The sequence below is a fragment of the Endozoicomonas sp. PH6C genome, from assembly GCF_059322965.1.
Genome location: NZ_CP185342.1, coordinates 4003894 through 4022538, shown reverse-complemented (window position 1 = coordinate 4022538; position 18645 = coordinate 4003894). Strand labels below are relative to the sequence as shown.

Genomic DNA, 18645 nt, shown 5'->3' with positions numbered 1-18645 from the left:
TTAATCACTCAGGCAGGGAGGCCTATAACTATGAGCGTTGGAGGTGCAGGTGGACGAACACAAGCGAGTTCTCAATACGCTGATTTAATGGACAATGTTGGGAAGCTTGAGACGTTTTGCAGACAACGAAAAACAGCCCGGCTTGAAGTGACTAGCGAGTCGGGGGCACCAGGGCAGGACACTTTGGCTAGTTTCAGGGGGAGAAAGGTCATCAGTGTCAAACCCCGTGGAAACCTCTTCAAAAGGCTGATTGCCTTTTTTTCTCCCACTCGCAGCGCAAAAGCGCAAAGGGCCATGGAGCGTGAAGCAAAGGTTTTGTTGCATGATCAGGTGATGAAGGCTATTGAGGGCGGGGAGCTTAGTAAACAGGACAGAAAACGTCTGGTAGATGATGTGTCTGATGGGGTTATTCCGGGTTTCAGCCGTTTGGAAAGAGAAAACATACGGGGTAGAATTCTCCACGCTGTTTTGAGGTCTGAGAACATAAACACGATGCTCAGTGAGGCAGAAGAGGGAATAAAATCCTTGCCAGCACTGATTGACAAGATTCCAGCGGTATCTCTACAGGATGCTCGTGAGGCCGTTAAAGGCATCTACAAGGCTTCACTCCTCAAACCAGGTCGAATATCGAATGACAGCAGATTGCAGCAGGATCTTGGCAGGTTGGAGCGGCATTTTGCTGGTAGTGCTCAATCAGGGGATTTTCGGTGTCTGGTCGAAGAGGTGATTCGGGAAACGCTTCATTCGTTGCCCGAACGGCTGTCACAGGATGAGTATGACGATCTATTGTCTATCTGGGGTGAGGAATCAAATAGTTTTAGAATTCCAGACCATGAGTTGCCCCTGCGCACAGCGGTAAAACAAATATTTTTGAGTGCCGCAAGCGCAGAGTCTTCCGTTCACAGCTACCCAAGAAATTTAGTACTGGAAAAAGACTACCGTCTTGTTCAAGACCTGAAGCGTTATCCGAAACTGAAAATTCTAGTCAATCGTCGCAGCGAATTTTCTTATCTGAAGCGACAGTTATCTGAGGATAAAGCCAAGGTGAGAAAAGCATTGAATCAACTGAGTGCTGAAGTCACCAAGTTAGATGTAGATAACATCAGAGAACGCCTGAAAACCGGTGAAAACCTGACCAAAGAAGAGGGGCAGCTGATAGCAGAATCACGACGAGCACTGTTGGATATCCAGTTGACAGCGGGCAGACGATGGGAACTGAGCATACTCTCGCAGCCTGAACAATGGCCAGGTCAGCAGGACACTCTCACCAGGCTGTTAAAGATTCAGGAAATCGGCACTTTGAGGGGGCAGGAAATTGATCTGGCACAGCTCGACTGGTTGATTAAGCAGCATGATGATGCCAGAACTCACCCCCGGGTAGCGATTGAAGGGACGGGACCCACCGGGTTGGCTCTGGCCTTGTCACAATTTGAAGCCGGTGCCGATGTTTCCGTCTTTGATAACAGAAGTACTGAATACGACAAGGGTCAGGTGGTCAGGCTGGACTTCAAATGGATGGATATGCTGAAGTTTTATCTGGGTGAGCACTACTATGAGCTCTTTGGTGAAGGTGAGGAAAGCAAGGGCATTGTTCGTTCCGATGGTCATGGTGAGATAGCGATTCAGCATCTGGAAGAAGGCTTGCACGATCGACTGAACGAGTTGAGGCAAAGGAATAATCAAATCCATGAGGGTGGCGGGCCTTCCAGTCTGGAAAGAATGGCTGCTTTTGAGCTGGAAGGCGTTGAGTCGGGAGTGGAGGGCTACAAAGTCAAAGCACGTTATAACCCTGCTTATGATATGGCGCAACAGGGCAGGGCAAAGCATGACACCCTTGAGGAAGCGGTTGTGCACCGACCTGTGGATATGATCATTTGTGCCAGCGGGAAAAATAGCAGGCTCGGAAACAAGTTCCTGAGGGATGGCAAGGGCAACTATGGCAGGTCATACGCTGCTTGCAGCTGGGAAGGTAAACAAGGTGAGGAATTAGCCAACCAGGAGCTGAATACCTTTCAGGATTTCAGGAAGACGGTGGTCTTCAACAAAGATTTTCATCAGCACTTCAAGGAACAGCTTTACCAGGAGTTGCAGATGTTAAAAGAGTCTGATGACCCTATAAGGAACGTCGTCTTCCGAAAAGACCTGGTAGAATTGGAGCGCCGGACACTGGATCAGGTTATGCAGACCCGCTGTTTAGAAAACAAGAATCTGGTTTACATTGGTATGGAGTTGCCAGATCCCTTAAATCAGTATTGTCACAAACTGAAGCGAGACATCAGGGATCAGCTACTGAATAGCTCGACTTCAGGATCGGATCCCGGCAATTCAGAAGAGGCTTTTCAACGGGCTACAAAAAAAGCCCTGGAGAGTGTCAAAAAGGTGGTTCACAAAGCCTGGTTGCAGGCGGTTGCCCACTATCATGGAATTGATCAGTCCGGATCAATAGGGGCTACATCGGACAAAATCAATCACCAGTTTACTTCAGTCTTGTGTACGCGGCGTCAACGGCTCGAGAAAAATTTTGCCATCAGGGAAGCCCATGGGCATCAGTTGGCGGTGACGGCAGCTGGTGAAACTGCAGTCGGTGATCATTTCATGCTTGACAGTGGACTGAGCGGTGCCAGAGAAAATGTTCTGAGTCTGCAGGACTTTACCCATAAAACAGCCAAACATACCGATCCCTTTGATCCAGACTTGCATCGGGCAGAGCTTGAAACCAGACACAGCAGAATCACTGACGATGTCAGTGAGCACGCCAGGGTATTTCTCAGGTGAAGGCCGGGGTTGATTCTCCGGGCATGGCAATAACAGCCTGATCAATAATCAGAGCCTGCTCTTCTTCGGTCATATTCTGAAAATCAGGGTTCTCTTTCAGTTGCTGTCGGAAACGGGCAACCCTGAGCCTTTCAACGTCTTGCATGGTCCGACCCTGATCTTCCAGCCGGTTGGCCAGTGCTGTACTCATCTGTTTAAGGTTGACTTTTCGACCCTTGCCAAAGTCGTCCTCAACGCTTTTTGCGGCCGTGTGAACCGCCAGCTGCAGTCGCTCCAGCGCCGCCGATGAAATGTCCTTCTCCAGACGATTATAGAGCTGACTCATGACATGGTTTTTGATGGTCAGCAGGTCATCACGACTGAGAGATCGGTGCGAAACACTACCATCTTCGTCTAAAACCCTTTTGACCGGTCTGCCAAGAGCAGCCATTTTCAGCAAATAGTGACCCCTTATCGTTTGCCTCAAAGTGTCTTCCAGAGTCTTCTCAATGGCTGGCAAGGTGGTGCCGGGGGTGGGGGTACCACAATGGCGGTTGATGGCCAGAGGAATCTCCAGTAATTGATCCTGAATGTAATAACCAATGCCACGGCTGATCTCTGGAGGATGAAGCCCCAATTCCCTGAGTTTTCTTCTGAAGGTGTTAAAGGCTTTGAGATCTTTGGTCAGGGTATCGATCCTGTCTTTATAGCTTTGGAGGATCATCAGGGCTTTGTGGTTTTTCAGAATGCTTCCTGCCAGTTCTTTCCTGGAGTCAGCTAATTCGCTGACTTCCATTTCCACCCCGGCGTTAACGCTATCAACCAGATGTTTGTCCTCTTCGGTTTGACACCATGGCTGCCAGTAAGTATTAGCTACTTCGGCGGTGATTGTTTCCCGCAGGTATTGCTTGAACGAGCTCTGGGCGGTCATTTTAGCCATCATCCGTTTTGATGATTCCATGCAATGAGCTTCAATACGGGCTCTTTCATCGGAGCCTTCCGGCAACAGCATCTGGTAATAGTGAAGGCCGTCTTTGTACGTATAAACCAGGGCTTCGACATGATCCAGAGAGTTAGATAGTCGACTGATGACGCTGCCGACAGTCAATGTCGTGACAATCAGTTCGAAGCTGGAGGCGACTATGGGCCATAATGCCGCACTCAGAAGGCTCCCGTAGAAAGCGCCTCCGGCTATCAGGGCTCCGGTTGTGACTGAGCCACCCAGAACGACCAGGCATTTGGCACCTTCAGCGGCGAGCCGACTAAAGGCTCCGGCTTCCTTTTTGTTGTAGGCATGGATCGCTTCTGTCAGTCGGTTGTAACGGACTCGAAAGGGGTTGAAGTAGATGTTACAGAAGCTTTTGGCCAGACCGCCCTCTTTAGAAACGCCTCTGGCAATCTGTGCCAGCTGATCCGTGGGGCTGGATGTGTTGGCAAAGGCTGGTCCATAGTTGATCAAACGATTCAGGACTCGAACCTGACGACCATCCAGTTGATTGACGCCTTCACGGATCGCAACGGCTCCCGTTGCATGAGTTGTTGCGGTAGCAACCGCTCCAGCCAGTCCGCCAACGGTCCAGCCCATTACGCCACCTGCGGGTCCGGCAAGCAGGGCGCCTGCTGTCAGTCCGAGAAGGTTACCCAGTCTGGAACCTGCCGTATGATTGGCAAGGTCGGCAAAGAAGTTCAGGGCGATAGAGCCTTTCAGAGCCAGGTCTGATACCTGCAGCAGAAATTGGAACCGTTTTAACAATGCCGCCTGTTCAGGGTGGTTGGCATAGCTGTCTGTAGGGTCGAATGTTTCATTAACGGCTTTATCTCCTGCAAAGCAGGAGGCTGCTGATTCAGCCGACATTCTTGCCTGAAGTTGTGAAACCAGTCCTGAATTGCCGGCGCCCACCAGTATTTTTAACTGCTCAATAGTCTGGACAGAGTCTCCGACCAGACGACGGAACATTCGTGGATGACTCTGGGCGATTGCCACTACGCCCGAAAGTGTCTCACAGGCCTGCTTTTCCAACTCTGTGTAACTGCCTTGTACTCCAGTCAGTACACTCCAGGCACTGCCTTTACCGCTGTACCAGTCCTGAATCGTGGTCGCGGTGGGCTGCACAATATTGGACACTCGGTTAATAATACCAGTGGTAGAACCGGGAATGGCCTCGCAGGTTTTCAGAAGCTCTTCACTGAACGAGTAGCCAACGGCTTTCAGATCTTTAAGGTGCTGAAGTTCGGCCAGTTTGTCATCAAAGGATTTTCTATGAGGCCAGATGATCTGATACCCCACCGCCATCATCGCTTCTTCGCCCGAATTGACGGGCCTGACCGGGGCAGTTTCCTGCAGTGCCTGATCCATCACTTTCAGTAGTTGCAGGTTTTCCTGATAATCACCGGAACTCATAACGGGAGGCATTTGAGGGTGTTCTATCAAGGCTCTGGTCTCTGCCATCAACTGCTCTTCCTGAGCCAGCCTGAGGTCATGATGTTTCTGCTGATAAGCGACTATGGATGAGTAGCTTGGGTTTTTATGATAAGCCTGCAGGTGATCACTGTATTGCTGGATGGCGTGATACAGCTTTATTTCTGCATCGTCCTTATGCCTGCAGTTATTCAGCTTGTACATGAGATGCCGGGTGGCAGGGGGCTTGAGCATAAAGATCCGTTCTGAAACTGGAATTTCCAGCTCCAGTTTCATAAAACGAACCAGTTGAATGGCGTGATGGAAATGCTCTAACTGTGTCAGCATGTCAGCAGGTATTTCCTCATGCTTTTCCATCGCCAGCATATGGCCAACCTGCTGCTCTGTTTCATTCAGCTCGTCGATGGAGAGTTCCGATAACTCTATCGACATTAAGTGTTGGTAGCGCTGTTCGAAGTAGAGCTTTCGGCATTCCATTTCCAGAAAGTCCTGAACCTCTTTATGATCGGGGTTTTCAATGAAGTCCGTCAGTTTTTCGGGCGTGCAGGGCATCTCGGCAAGGCACTTGAGACGGTTTGATAATAACTGCAGTTGCTGACGACTTTGCCACTGCCCACGGCACATCTTTTTTCGAGCTTCAATGATGTCAGTGCTGCAGCGATCCAGCAGCAGTTCGTGAATAACTTGTGGTATTTTCCAAATCATTGTCCCGGTTAACTGTGAGTGGTTATTCCAGTCACCCGGTGGTGGAAAATAGAGCCCCTTCAGCGCTTTTTGAGCGTTCATTTTTTTCAAGGACCCGGCAGCTGGGTTGATGCCGACATTCTCTGGTTTGAAGGGGTCGGTCTTTAGGTTCTGCACGAAGCACTCTTGAAGCCCGAGGTAAAAAGGCGTCTTGCCATGCTGTGTTTCAAATTCAAGTAACTTTTCAAACAGAGCATCGAAATCACGAGCTGCCAACAGGTCGAATAAAGCCTCCAGCTGCTTTCTGGCTTCCGGTCTGCTGGAAGTGATGCCCCACCAGTTTTTTTCTATGTCCTCAGCCAGTGCCAGCAATCTCTGTTGTAACAGGGCAAAACCGCTTTGCGGGCACTCATCCAGAATCCGTTCGAGAATGCCATAGGGATGCAACATAGAGATGACTTCAGCAGCCATACCTTCTTGTCTGAACCTGTCCAGCAAGTCGGGATACTCACGAATCAGGGTTTCCCGGTCGTGAGCCGAGAATTGCCAGTGATCCTTTTGGGGGATGGGAGGGGGATTTGCAGTTTCCGCCATTCTGGTATCGTAATCTTTCATCCAGTCCGGGTTGTCGTCGGCATCCTCAAAGAGTTCATTCTCGTCATCAATATCAGGCGCAGAAATGGACGTTTTTCCGATGAATGCGGTGGGGTTAGATTGAGTGACCTGGTGTTCAGAGAGAGGTCTGGAGAAAGGTGTAGCATTGCTTCCGGCCTCCTGGCGGGGAATATAGGTTCCTGCATCCGCCAGAGGGTTCTGCGCAAGGCTCAGGCAAGAGTGAGGCTTGCCTGGGCAACCTGTGTTTTTTGGAACACTTCCCATCAATACTTCTAACATATCTGGCCTCCTGCCAATATCAGTTAAATGGGTCCCTTATTAAGTAAGACCCTCGGAATGGCAGAAAATTTCCATTTTGGTCAGAATAACTGTCCGTCTTGTTAGTGCCAGTCAATTCGGAATTATAAAAAACCCTGCGACACTGGTTTTCAAAATGAAGCTGCGTATAATTTCGCAGGTTTATCTACATTATCCGGGGCTTTTCATGTACCAACTGGGCCGAAAGTTGTTATTTTGTCTCTCTGCTGAAAATGCACACGATGTGGCACTAGAGATGATAGGTGCGGGCCAGCGGCTTGGCCTGACCGGTGCTTTTGTGCCATCTGTGCCTTCCCGTCCCAGGGAAGTTATGGGGCTGACCTTTGAAAACCCTGTCGGCCTGGCAGCAGGTCTTGATAAAAATGCAGATTGCATTGATGGTCTGGGCAGTCTGGGTTTTGGTCATATTGAGCTGGGCACCGTGACACCCCGCCCTCAACCCGGCAATCCAAAGCCCCGGTGCTTCCGGATTCCAGAGCGTCAGGCGCTGATCAATCGTATGGGGTTCAACAACAAAGGGGTTGATCACCTGGTTGAAAATGTCCGCAGGTGTCATTACCAGGGCATCATTGGCATTAACATCGGTAAAAACTTTGATACTCCAGTAGAAAACGCTGAAAGTGATTATCTGACTTGCCTGCGAAAAGTGTATCCCCATGCCAGCTACATCACGGTTAATCTCTCATCCCCTAACACTCCGGGGCTGCGTAAATTGCAGTTTGGTGATGCCCTGAAAAGTCTGCTGGATGCCCTGAAAAAAGAGCAGGCTTTATTGACCGACAAATACGGTCGCAGGGTTCCGGTAGCGATCAAAATTGCACCGGACATGAATGAAGATGAAATTGCTGACATCGCCCGTGAACTGGTTTCCTATGAGATGGACGGGGTTATAGCGACCAATACCACCTTGTCGAGGGATGCTGTTGAGGGTTTGGCCAACGCCGATGAACAGGGTGGGCTCAGTGGTGCGCCGTTAAGCGATCGCTCGACAGAAGTGATTAAACTCTTGTCTTGCGAACTGTCCGGAAAACTGCCTGTTATTGGTGTGGGCGGTGTCATGGATGCCAGAACCGCAGCGGACAAGATCAAAGCAGGGGCCAGCCTGGTTCAGCTCTATTCAGGTTTCATTTACAGAGGTCCTTCCCTGATTCGTGAAGCGGCAGAGGCCGTTTATTCTTGTGATCATGGTTGAAACACTTTTAAGCAGGCTCTGACTCAGGGATATGCTTCTGCGTTCATGGTTGTTGCACGAGATGAAAGAAGCCCCGGAGATCCGGGGCTTATATGGGCTTTAACAATAGGGTAACTTATAGAAAGGAGGCATTACTGGCCCGTTGCAGGCCGGAAATGCCAATCAAGCCATCCCAGTTGTCTACGCGACCCTCCCGCCAGCCCGTTAGCCAGGCCTGGCGAAGTTGGGGGTCCGTATGTGGGCAGATATCCTTCGAACGTCCAGACGCACCTGTCCGATATCCTTTGGTAAAGGCTCTGTCTGTCATATCCCTTTTTTGTCTTTTCATCATGTGGTACTGCCTCTTGCTGATTCGTTTATCAATGCCTCCCTGGCACCCTGTTACAGCACTTGGAATATTCCCCGATCCGGTCTGTTGTGATAACTCCGGAAGCCCACCAGGTCATATGCAAGTTGCATGTAACGAGGGAACTGGGAAAAAACCAGAGAGCAAACGTACAGGGAAAGTCTACGGTCTAATTTCTAACGAAGTTTGAACAGGCTGTCGAGAAATCAATCCTAATAAGTATTGAGTTTTTAAATTTTTTTGGAATATAAGTTATGAATACGCCTCTTACAGAGCGTTCTCTGGAACTCTTCGCCAGCTGCCCCAAGGGGCTGGAAATCCTGCTGGCCAGAGAGTTGACGGATCTGGGTGCTGAATCTGTCCAGGAAACTGTCGCTGGCGTGAGTTTCAGGGGCAGTCTTGAGGTTGCTTATCGCAGTTGTCTCTGGTCCAGACTGGCAAGCAGGATTTTATTGCGGCTGGGTGAGATCCGATCTGAGAATAAAGACAGCCTGTATCAGGGTGTCAGAACGTTTGAGTGGGATGATCATCTCGACAGGCAGAGCAGCTTTCGGGTCGACTTCACCGGCTCCACGCCAGATATCAATCACACCCGATTCGGTGCCCAGGTCGTTAAAGACGCCATCGTTGACCAGTTAAGAGATGACTATGGCTGGCGACCCTCTGTGAATGCCACTAACCCCGATTTAAGAATCAATGTTCATGCCAGGGGAAAAACAGCGTTTGTGTCTATTGACCTGTCAGGCCAGAGTTTGCATCAACGGGGCTATCGTCAGGAATCAGGTGAAGCGCCTCTGAAGGAGAATCTGGCTGCGGCGATTCTGATAAGGGCTGGCTGGCCTGAAATGGCGGCACAGGGCAAACCGTTAATGGACCCCATGTGCGGCGCCGGTACTCTGCTAATAGAAGGAGCCATGATGGCGGCTGATATTGCCCCCGGTCTGCTCCGGACCCGTTTCGGTTTTGACCGTTGGATGGGGCATGTGCCAAAGGTGTGGATGAAAGTGCTGGAGGAAGCCAGGGAGCGTCGGCAACAGGGGCTGGCTACCCTGAGTTCGGATATTACTGGCTTTGAAGGTCTGGGTTCTGTTGCTCATCGTGCCAAATCCAACCTGGAAAGGGTAGGGCTGTCGAAAAGGGTCAGGATACGACAGCAGGAGCTCAAGGATTTGGCGATGGATTCAGACATAGGTGCCGGATTGGTGGTTTGTAATCCTCCCTACGGTGAACGTATGGGCGATGAAGCCAGTCTGGTCTACCTCTACAAACATCTGGGTGAAAAGCTGAAGGAGCATTGCCCGGGTTGGCAAGCAGGCATATTTACCGGCACGCCCAGTCTGGTGAAAAATCTCGGAATGGGGCCAAAAAAGAGTTATTCACTCTTTAACGGTGCACTGCCCTGTAAGCTCTTTCTTTATGATATTCGCAGCCGTGAAGCGAGAGAGCCCGTTGCAGAAAAACAGGAACGGAATCAACCAGAGGCCAGAACAGTTACCTATATTTCTGAAGGGGCTAACATGTTTGCCAATCGGTTGAAGAAAAATTTCAGGCAGATGAGCAAATGGGCCAGAAACAACAACATTGACTGCTATCGTCTCTATGATGCCGACATGCCGGAATACGCTGTAGCGGTAGATGTGTATCGTGACTGGGTGCATGTTCAGGAGTATGCAGCGCCTAAATCCATTAACGAGGAAAAAGCTCAGGAGCGGTTAATCGAAGCCCTGGCAGTGACGCCTGAGGTGCTGAATATACCGGATGAAAATATTGTCCTCAAACGACGTGAGCGGCAATCAGGTTCCAGTCAGTACGGACGACAAGACGAACAGAAGCAGATGATGGAAGTTGAAGAGGGCGGATGTCGTTTATTGGTTAATCTGCATGATTATCTGGATACGGGTCTGTTTCTGGATCACCGACTGATGAGAATGAGACTGCAGAAAGAAGCGGCGGGCAAACGTTTCCTCAACCTGTTCTGTTATACCGCCACAGCAACCGTTCATGCCGCTATGGGGGGAGCCGTGTCTTCTACCAGTGTGGATCTTTCCAATACCTATCTCGACTGGGGTAAAAAGAATCTGGCCCTGAACGGTCTGAGCGAGCGGCGTCACCGAATGGAGCGGGAAGATTGCCTGAAATGGCTGGAAAAAGATATCAGCGAGTATGATCTGATTTTTATGGACCCTCCCACCTTCTCCAACTCCAGAAAGCTAAAAGATGTTTTTGATGTTCAGAGAGACCATTTCAGGTTAATTGAACTGGCAGTAAAGAGGCTGAGCAAGGGCGGTGTTCTCTATTTCTCAAACAATTTTAGAAAATTCAAACTGGATGAGCGTGTTGGGTCAGAATTTGTTGTCGAAGAGATCACCCATCAAACCATTGATCGTGATTTTCAACGCCGAAAAGGTATTCATCGAAGCTGGAAGATTATGAAAAAGTAAATGGCACTGATCTTTGGCAAAAACGCCGTGATTCCACAGATTGCCTGAGATGGTTGGTAAAGGATATCGGAGAGTATGAGCTGATTTTTATGGATCTCCCCATTTTTTCCAACTCCAGGAAACTTAAAGGTGTTTTTGATATTCAGGAAGATCATTTCAGGTTAATCAGGTGGTAGTAAATCAGAGCTATAATTTCCGGTACGATGCAGGCGACAAAAGGGTATGAGGCCTCATACCCTGTCTGCTTGGTTAACTCATCAGTAGGTGAGAAGTATGAAGCTGATTTTCAGACTGGCAGGGTCAACGATTCTTGCGCTCGCGTTCGGAAGTGTGCACGCACTGGACCGGGTTATTTATTTTATAAGAAACTATGATTCCGACCATAGCGTGTCCTACTCTTTCAGGGCTGGGTCAGACAGTTCTTGCATGTACGGGGTTTATACTCCGGGTACTGACTCAATGCCTCCCGGTTACTTAAACATCAGCAAGCTTGGCCTCCATTACAGGGATGTCATATTTACAGACTGTGGCGATGGCGATAAACCGCGATATCAGGATATCGTCATATCCCGGGACACCCCGCCCAAGGCAACCGCTGTCGTTAGATGGCATATGCCAGTATGTGACACATGTGGACCCTATGCCAAGACGAAATCTGATCCTGCCAACCTATTGAAGTGTCCCTTTGACCATTACGGATATAGCACTGATGTAATGCTCGTTGTGGGTCAGGATGTGCCCGGTTCAGGTGGCAGTTGCAGGCACGACAATTTTCGGGATTGATAGCGGAAGAGATCACTCGTCAACTCATCAGTAGGAGAGAAGTATGAAGCTGATTTCCAGACTAGCAGGGTCAACGATTCTTGCGCTCGCGTTCGGAAGTGTTCACGCACTGGATGGAGTTATTTATTTTGTAAGAAATTATGATTCCGATCATAGCGCGTCTTACTCTTTCAGGGCTGGATCAGACAGTTCTTGCATGCACGGGGTACATAATCCGGAGACTGACTCAATGCCACCCGATTACTTAAATATCAGTAAACTTGGCCTCCATTATAAGGATGTCATGCTTACAGAATGTTCTACTGGCGATAAACCGCGATATCAGGATATCTTCATATCCCGAGATACCCCGCCCGATGCAACCGCTGTCGTTAGATGGCATATGCCAATATGTGACTTCTGTGGACCCCATGCTGAGACGATATCTGATCCTGCCAACCTATTAAAGTGTCCCTTTGACCATTACGGACATAGCACTGATGTGATGCTCGTTGTGGGGGAGGATGTGGCCGGTTCAGGTGGCAGTTGCAGACACAACAATTTCCGGGAATGACAGCGAAACAGTTTATGGTTGACTTATAACTGAAGGCTCTCTGAAGGTGGTGTTCTCTGTTCTTCAAACCATTGATTTTGATTTTCAACACCAAAGATGTGTTCGTCGAAGCGGGAAGGTTATGTAAAAGTAAGCAGCTCTGATATCCCCTTGTCGGGCTATGCGAACTACAGGTGTTGCAACGGTTCTTAACAGGACTTAGTAAAAAGGGTAAGGGCATTCTTACCGTGACTTGATTCTTGTCCACAATTTAGCCACTAACGTCAGGGAAACGAACTGTGAAGGGTTTGGTTATTTGAAGCTGAAGATTAAGTACTCAGCCATGCGGAATCGAATATTTCTGGCTTATTGGGCAGGTGCTCTGCAAGGCGCAACGACGGGAACATAGCAAGCTATGTGACCAGAGTTGCAACGCATCACGACTGCATGGATGCAGGAGCTAGAGCAACGCAGGAGCAGTTGCCGCGAGTGCCTGAACAATAAGTCAGAAAATATGATTTCGTATGGTTGAGTACTTAAGTTGCTGGAGGTCTGGGACAACTTTCTTACCGGCATTATTAATCTACCCTGTGAGGAAGTGCCCGACGTTGAGCCCAGAGATGAAGAGCTTGGCAGGGCCGAAATCGACGAGCTTGAACAGGATTTTCAGGAGGGAAATGATGAAAAGTTTGTACGAAATTGATTACTACAAGTGGTTGGAGCAGCAGGTATTTTTACTCAAAAATCGGGATTTTGAGCAGCTTGACCTGGACAATTCGCTTGAGGAGTTGGAGTCGAGCTTAATGAGTTGTAAGCGTGAATTGCGGTCTTACTTGAACGTATTGTTTTTGGATTTGCTCAAATATCATTACCAGAAAACCGTTTTGAATGACCCATGGGTGGAGGACAGGGTGGCCCATCTTTGGCTTGTTAGACAAACCTATTTTTCAATGAAAAGAAGAATAAAAAAGAAGCTTTGTTCTACAGTGCCATGATAAGACTGGTGATAAGTGTTCGATAACTGCTGAAGATAGTCAAAAAATCGTGTAAAACGATAGTGCATGATTATTGCTATCCACATGAAAAGATTGATAAACCCACAAGATAAAAGCCGGACGAAATTATAGCCTGATTATGCAGGCCTATTGGTGATATAAAAAGACGACTGTTTAAACACGGTCGCCAATTTTAGTGGTTTTCTCTGCTCAGGGCTGTCTGACAGCCGAATCAGTGGCGACAGCGGTTGGCTCGGCTTGTTGGAAGTTGGGGTGAACAACCGCTCGCAGAACGGTTTTACCTTCAAAATAAACGGTCATGTCCTGGTACTTCCACTTGGTAATTGCGGGCTTGCCAACCGTTTCAGATATTTCAGGTGGTCCCAGACGATCCTTGACGGAATCCATGCTTTGACCTCTTTCTGGCAACAGAACTGTGCTGCGAAGTTCAGCCGACTGACTGCCAACGGGCACCGCAATGGTGTCGGCGGGTTCTGCTGCAAAAGCATGCTGGTTGAAACTGACAAGACCCAACAAGGTCATGGATAGGGCTAATGACGATATTGTTAATAGATGTTTCATAACAAGCATACTTTTCTCGCTACTTTCTTATTCTCATGGGTTGGCTGCAACAGCTCTGCAGCCGCGGTTATCGTTATGGGAGACTGTCGCTTTTGCAAGGAAATGCAAACAGCCTTATTGTACCGGGCCATTGGGGTTATAATAGCGAACTTTGTAACTATTGACGCCTCATAAAATTTAAATGTTCAGACCATTACCGTTTTTTGTCGGCCTCAGGTATACCCGGGCCAAACGAAGGAATCACTTTATTTCCTTTATTTCACTCATGTCGATGGTTGGGCTGACCCTGGGGGTCTGCGTACTGATTATTGTCATGTCTGTCATGAACGGTTTTGACCGGGAACTGAAACAGCGCATTCTGGGTATGGTTCCCCATGCCACCATTACGTCAGCATCGGGCGGTATGCAAGACTGGCAGAATATTCTGGAACAGGTCTCCGGACAGGATGGGATTGTTGCTGCAGCTCCTTTTGTGGATGGTCAGGGGATGCTGACCAGTGGCAGCCAGGTTCGTGGGGCCATGGTTTACGGGATTGATCCGGCCTACGAAGAGCAGGTTTCAATTGTTAATCAGCATATGGAGCAGGGATCTCTCGACAACCTGAAACCCGGAAGGTTTGGCATAGTGCTGGGTGAAATCATGGCCCAGTCTCTGGGGGTCACAACCGGTGACAAGGTGACCATGGTTCTACCCGAGGCGAATGTGAACCTTGCCGGTGTTTTCCCCAGACTCAAGCGTTTCACTGTGGTCGGTATCTTTTCGGTAGGTGCTGAAGTGGACGGCAGTCTGGCTTATATCAACATTCAGGATGCTGCACGATTCATGAGAGTCCCTGAAGGTGTTGAAGGCATTCGGCTGAAAATGGAAAACCTGTTTGCTGCACCCAAACTGGCCTGGGATGTTGCCATTCAGCTGCCAGGTCGTTACTACGTGCAGGACTGGACTCGAACCCAGGGGCAACTGTTTCAGGCGATCCAGATGGAAAAAACCATGGTGGGCCTGCTGTTGACATTGATTGTTGCGGTAGCAGCATTCAATATCGTCTCTACTCTGGTGATGGTGGTGACTGACAAGCAATCAGATATCGCTATTCTGAGAACACTGGGCGCCAGTCCGAAGACTATCATGGGTATCTTTATGGTACAGGGCTCTCTCATTGGCGTTGTGGGAACATTATTGGGGGTCGTGCTCGGTATTATTGCTGCCTTGAATGTTTCTGAAATGATCTCAGCTCTGGAGTCCTTTCTGGGTATCCAGTTCCTCAGTCCGGACGTTTATTTTATCAGTTATCTGCCTTCTGAATTGCAGTGGCGCGATGTTGCTGCCATCAGTATTGCAGGTCTTTCCATGAGTTTCCTGGCCACTCTGTATCCCGCCTGGAGAGCCTCTAAAACCCAGCCAGCAGAGGCACTTCGCTATGACTGAGTCAGTAAGAGCAATATTGGAGTGCAGGGCGCTTGCCAAAAGTTTTGATGAAGGCCCTGAAAAACTGGAAGTCTTGAAAGACTTGAACCTGGTCGTCGGTCCATCTGAAAGGTTAGCGGTGGTGGGCAGCTCCGGTTCAGGGAAGACGACATTACTGCAACTGCTGGCCGGACTGGATTGTCCTTCTTCCGGTGAAATCAAAGTCTGCGGCCATGACCTGTCGACGATGAAAGAGGCCCGGCAAAATGAGCTGAGAAATCGCCACCTCGGTTTTGTGTACCAGTTTCATCATCTGTTACCCGAGTTCACCGCCCTGGAAAATGTCTCTATGCCGCTGCTGCTGAGAAAGAAAATGCCCATCAGGCAGATTAAGGAGAGCGCCGAACGGCTGTTGGAAGCAGTGGGGTTGCTGGCAAGGGCCAAACATAAGCCCGCAGAATTATCCGGAGGTGAGCGTCAGCGTGTAGCCATTGCCAGAGCCCTGGTCGGCGAACCTGATCTGGTGTTTATGGATGAACCAACGGGTAACCTTGATCCTAACACTGCTGAAAAAGTGCACGGTTTAATGGCGACTCTCAGCAGAGAGTTCAAGACCAGTTTTATTGTGGTAACCCATGACATGAATCTTGCCAGGCAGATGGATCGAGTTTTTCGACTGGAGTCTGGCAGGTTGATTATGGATTCTTAAGCCTGCCGCAGCTCCAAAAACGCTATGCCCACTGGCATGGTTAATGTGGCTCTGATAGCATGGGGCAAACGGCAATATTGCGGTTTGCCCCATGCATCTGCTACCGCACAGGGTGTGCAGGCTGCCTCGATACTGAGTACCTTCTTTCGATATTGTTGTCTTTTAATTCCTTTTATTCCCAAATGGTAGAGACCTATGCTTTCCTATTTGCTGGCTGGTGACCACGGTATTCCTCTGACTCTGATTGAAACTTCAGATTATGATCGTTGGTTTGATGAGCAGTCAGAGCCTCTTCAGAACTGGCTGACCTGCACAGACTACAAAGGAAAAGGCATCAGTCTGATCCCCGGTGAAGAAGGTGTCATGGGGCAGGTCATTGTGGGGGTTGAAGATCTCTCCAGTCACTTTATCTGCGGTGATCTGGTCAATCAGCTGCCAGCCGGAGACTACAAACTTCAGGGGGATGAAAACCTGCTCAAACTGGCTGCATTCAGCTGGGGACTGGGTGCCTATCAGTTTAACCGCTACAAAAAAACTGATCAGAAAGAGTGTCCAAGGTTGATTCTGCCGAGCCAGGCTCAGGTTGAAGAAGCTGAAAAGTATGTTAAAGCGGTGGCTAGCGTTCGTGATCTGGTGAACACCCCGGCAGGTGATATGATGCCTGAGCATTTGGGCGAGGCAGTGGCAAAGCTGGCTGAAGAGTTCGGTGGCAAAGTCAGTCAGATTGTAGGTGATGAGCTGTTGGCCCAAAATTACCCCACCATTCATGCGGTAGGCCGTGCCAGTAGCCATGCGCCACGACTTATCGATATGACCTGGGGTGACGAGAAGCATCCATTGATTACTCTGGTGGGTAAGGGCGTCTGCTTCGACAGTGGTGGTCTGGACATGAAAGGCTCAGCGGGTATGCGCTTGATGAAAAAAGATATGGGCGGTGCCGCTCACGTCATTGGACTGGCGCGTTTGATTATGGACTTCAATCTGCCTGTTCGTCTGAGAATGCTGATTCCAGCCGTAGAAAATGCGGTTGCCGGCAATGCCCTGCGTCCCGGCGATGTTGTGAAAACCCGCCAGGGTCTGACAGTAGAAATTCACAACACCGATGCAGAAGGTCGTCTGGTTTTGTGTGAGGCTCTGACCGAGGCCAGTGCCGAAAATCCTGAAATGATTGTCGATTTCGCCACGCTGACTGGCGCCTGCCGTATAGCCCTGGGTACTGAAGTGGGTGGCTTTTATACCGACGATACGGCTTTGGCGTGTGAACTGATGCAGGCAGGTGATAAAACGGAGGACCCGGTCTGGCGCCTGCCGTTGCACAAGGGCTACAAATACATGCTTAAAAGCGAAATCGCTGACATGACCAACTGTGCCAGGGAGCCTTATGGGGGTTCTATTACTGCGGCACTCTACCTGCAGGAGTTTGTCGGCAAGGACATTCCCTGGGTTCACTTTGATATCATGGCCTGGAATATTCGTAATCAGCCAGGTCGTCCTGTAGGTGGAGAAGCTTTCGGGGTTCGTGCCATGTTTGAAGTACTGCTGGATCGCTACGGCCATTAATCTGACTGTTTGTCCCGTCCTGCAATCAATTGATTCAGGACGGGATAGCGGACGAGGCAATCTTTATTTTATTCAAGGCGAGGCTATCGTCGGTGTTTGACGCCTGGAGTCGTATTTTTTTAGTCTGAAACAGATCCAGTACATTAATCCGTAGAGCGTCATTGAACCCATTAATACTCCTTGCCAGGCGGCCTTCTGCCAGCAAGCGATCAGTAGAAATCCTCCCAGACTGCCTCCCAGATAATAAGCAACAAGATACAGTGCGCTAGCCGTAGCTTTGGCACGGGTTGCATGATGACTGACCCAGCCATAAGCCAGAGAGTGAACAAAGAATGCACCGGAACTGATCAGCAGCAATCCGATAATTACCGCCGTTAATTCCTGCAGGCTGGCGACCCATACGCCACTCATGCTCATAAATGTTCCGATCAACAGGCCCTGAGTAGTGGTGTGTTGCTTACGCCAGTGCCCACTGAGTCGGGAAGAGAGGGTGCCGCTCAGGTAGCAGAGAAAAATCAATGCAGTCCAGCCTGCGGGAAGAGAGTAGGGGGGAGCAATCAGTCTGAGACCTGTTACGGTGTATAGATTGACGAACAGGGCAAAGTTCAGTCCACCCATTAATACAGCCAGTGACAATTTCGGGTTTTGCAGGTGCCCGGCAATATTGTCGATGGCTTCCTTAACACTGAACCCGGGTTCTTGTTGAAAATGAACCGCCCTGGGCAATAACGCATAGACAATCAGCGCACACAGCAGGCTGAACAGCGCCATGGTCGCAACGGCTGTTTCCCAGTTCCACTGTTCGCAGACCAATCCCCCAAAGATACGACCACAGATTCCACCCAGGGAGTTAGCGCTGATATAAGTGCCGACAGCCATCGTAAGAGCGCTTTGGGTGAATTCTTCTGCCATATAGGCCACTGCTACGGCCGCAAAACCGGCCAGGGCGATGCCCAGAACTGCCCGGGTAACAATCATAACAGTCAGGCTGTTTGAAAGGAGGATACCCAGTCCTGTCAGAGGGATCAGCGCCAGGCTGATCATCATCACGGGGTAACGGCCCAGCTTTTCTGAAAGAATGGCCCAGGGCAACAGGGTCAGCGCCAGACCCGTAGTGCTTGCCGCCAGAAGGCTATTGGCCTTAAGTACAGAAACCGAGAATTGATCGGCCATGACCGGAATCAGTGGCTGAAACAGATACAGGTTGCAGAATATCAGGAACGATCCCAGTGCCAGGGCAAAGCAGGCTTTTCGATAAGCAGGTGTGGCAAGATCGATCATGTTATTACTTCTGTCAGGTGCTCAATCGT

13 protein-coding genes are annotated in these 18645 nt (G+C 49.6%); 9 read left to right on the top strand and 4 right to left on the bottom strand.

Going from position 1 to position 18645, the window contains the following annotated elements; all coding sequences use genetic code 11:
- The first annotated feature begins 30 nt into the window (after nucleotides 1–30).
- Nucleotides 31–2775: a hypothetical protein gene (locus ACOMG9_RS15630; RefSeq protein ID WP_448217560.1), complete on the top strand. Its 2745-nt coding sequence runs from the start codon at nucleotides 31–33 to the stop codon at nucleotides 2773–2775.
- Here the strand turns inward: ACOMG9_RS15630 and ACOMG9_RS15625 are convergent.
- On the bottom strand, nucleotides 2768–6751 hold the full coding sequence (locus ACOMG9_RS15625; RefSeq protein WP_494529077.1) for a hypothetical protein: 3984 nt from the start codon (nucleotides 6749–6751) through the stop codon (nucleotides 2768–2770). The genes ACOMG9_RS15630 and ACOMG9_RS15625 overlap by 8 nt on opposite strands.
- Before the next feature lie 154 nt (nucleotides 6752–6905).
- On the opposite strand from ACOMG9_RS15625, the gene ACOMG9_RS15620 reads away from it, so the two are divergent.
- Nucleotides 6906–7982, top strand: a complete 1077-nt coding sequence (locus ACOMG9_RS15620; RefSeq protein WP_422134368.1) for a quinone-dependent dihydroorotate dehydrogenase — start codon at nucleotides 6906–6908, stop codon at nucleotides 7980–7982.
- A 115-nt stretch (nucleotides 7983–8097) separates the two neighbouring features.
- Here the strand turns inward: ACOMG9_RS15620 and rmf are convergent, their stop codons facing one another.
- Nucleotides 8098–8313, bottom strand: a complete 216-nt coding sequence (gene rmf, locus ACOMG9_RS15615; RefSeq protein ID WP_448217558.1) for a ribosome modulation factor — start codon at nucleotides 8311–8313, stop codon at nucleotides 8098–8100.
- A gap of 269 nt (nucleotides 8314–8582) precedes the next feature.
- On the opposite strand from rmf, the gene rlmKL reads away from it, so the two are divergent.
- The 4 genes from rlmKL (at nucleotide 8583) to ACOMG9_RS15595 (ending at nucleotide 13079) form a co-directional block, all read left to right on the top strand.
- Nucleotides 8583–10769, top strand: coding sequence for a bifunctional 23S rRNA (guanine(2069)-N(7))-methyltransferase RlmK/23S rRNA (guanine(2445)-N(2))-methyltransferase RlmL (gene rlmKL / locus ACOMG9_RS15610; RefSeq protein WP_494529076.1), 2187 nt, complete (start codon nucleotides 8583–8585; stop codon nucleotides 10767–10769).
- Nucleotides 10770–11042: 273 nt separating this feature from the next.
- Complete coding sequence (locus ACOMG9_RS15605) at nucleotides 11043–11552, top strand: hypothetical protein (protein WP_448217556.1); 510 nt, start codon at nucleotides 11043–11045, stop codon at nucleotides 11550–11552.
- Nucleotides 11553–12625: 1073 nt separating this feature from the next.
- A complete protein-coding gene (locus ACOMG9_RS15600) occupies nucleotides 12626–12787 on the top strand; it encodes a hypothetical protein (RefSeq protein WP_494529075.1) in 162 nt (53 codons plus the stop codon).
- On the top strand, nucleotides 12762–13079 hold the full coding sequence (locus ACOMG9_RS15595) for a DUF29 family protein (protein WP_448217555.1): 318 nt from the start codon (nucleotides 12762–12764) through the stop codon (nucleotides 13077–13079). Before ACOMG9_RS15600 ends, ACOMG9_RS15595 begins: the two co-directional genes overlap by 26 nt.
- 210 nt (nucleotides 13080–13289) lie before the next feature.
- Here the strand turns inward: ACOMG9_RS15595 and ACOMG9_RS15590 are convergent, their stop codons facing one another.
- Entirely contained in the window at nucleotides 13290–13661 is a 372-nt protein-coding gene (locus tag ACOMG9_RS15590; RefSeq protein ID WP_494529074.1) for a hypothetical protein, read from the bottom strand.
- 181 nt (nucleotides 13662–13842) lie between these two features.
- Here ACOMG9_RS15590 and ACOMG9_RS15585 point away from each other — a divergent pair, with 181 nt between their 5' ends.
- From ACOMG9_RS15585 to ACOMG9_RS15575, 3 genes are all read left to right on the top strand, one after another.
- Nucleotides 13843–15087: a lipoprotein-releasing ABC transporter permease subunit gene (locus ACOMG9_RS15585; protein ID WP_494529073.1), complete on the top strand. Its 1245-nt coding sequence runs from the start codon at nucleotides 13843–13845 to the stop codon at nucleotides 15085–15087.
- Nucleotides 15080–15775 (top strand): ABC transporter ATP-binding protein, encoded by a 696-nt coding sequence (locus ACOMG9_RS15580; RefSeq protein WP_448217552.1) that lies wholly within the window; start codon nucleotides 15080–15082, stop codon nucleotides 15773–15775. The genes ACOMG9_RS15585 and ACOMG9_RS15580 overlap by 8 nt, the downstream gene beginning before the upstream one ends.
- 195 nt (nucleotides 15776–15970) lie before the next feature.
- A complete protein-coding gene (locus ACOMG9_RS15575) occupies nucleotides 15971–17335 on the top strand; it encodes a leucyl aminopeptidase family protein (RefSeq protein WP_448217551.1) in 1365 nt (454 codons plus the stop codon).
- Nucleotides 17336–17407: 72 nt separating this feature from the next.
- On the opposite strand, the gene ACOMG9_RS15570 is transcribed toward ACOMG9_RS15575, so the two are convergent.
- Entirely contained in the window at nucleotides 17408–18616 is a 1209-nt protein-coding gene (locus tag ACOMG9_RS15570; protein ID WP_448217550.1) for an MFS transporter, read from the bottom strand.
- Nucleotides 18617–18645 lie beyond the last annotated feature (29 nt).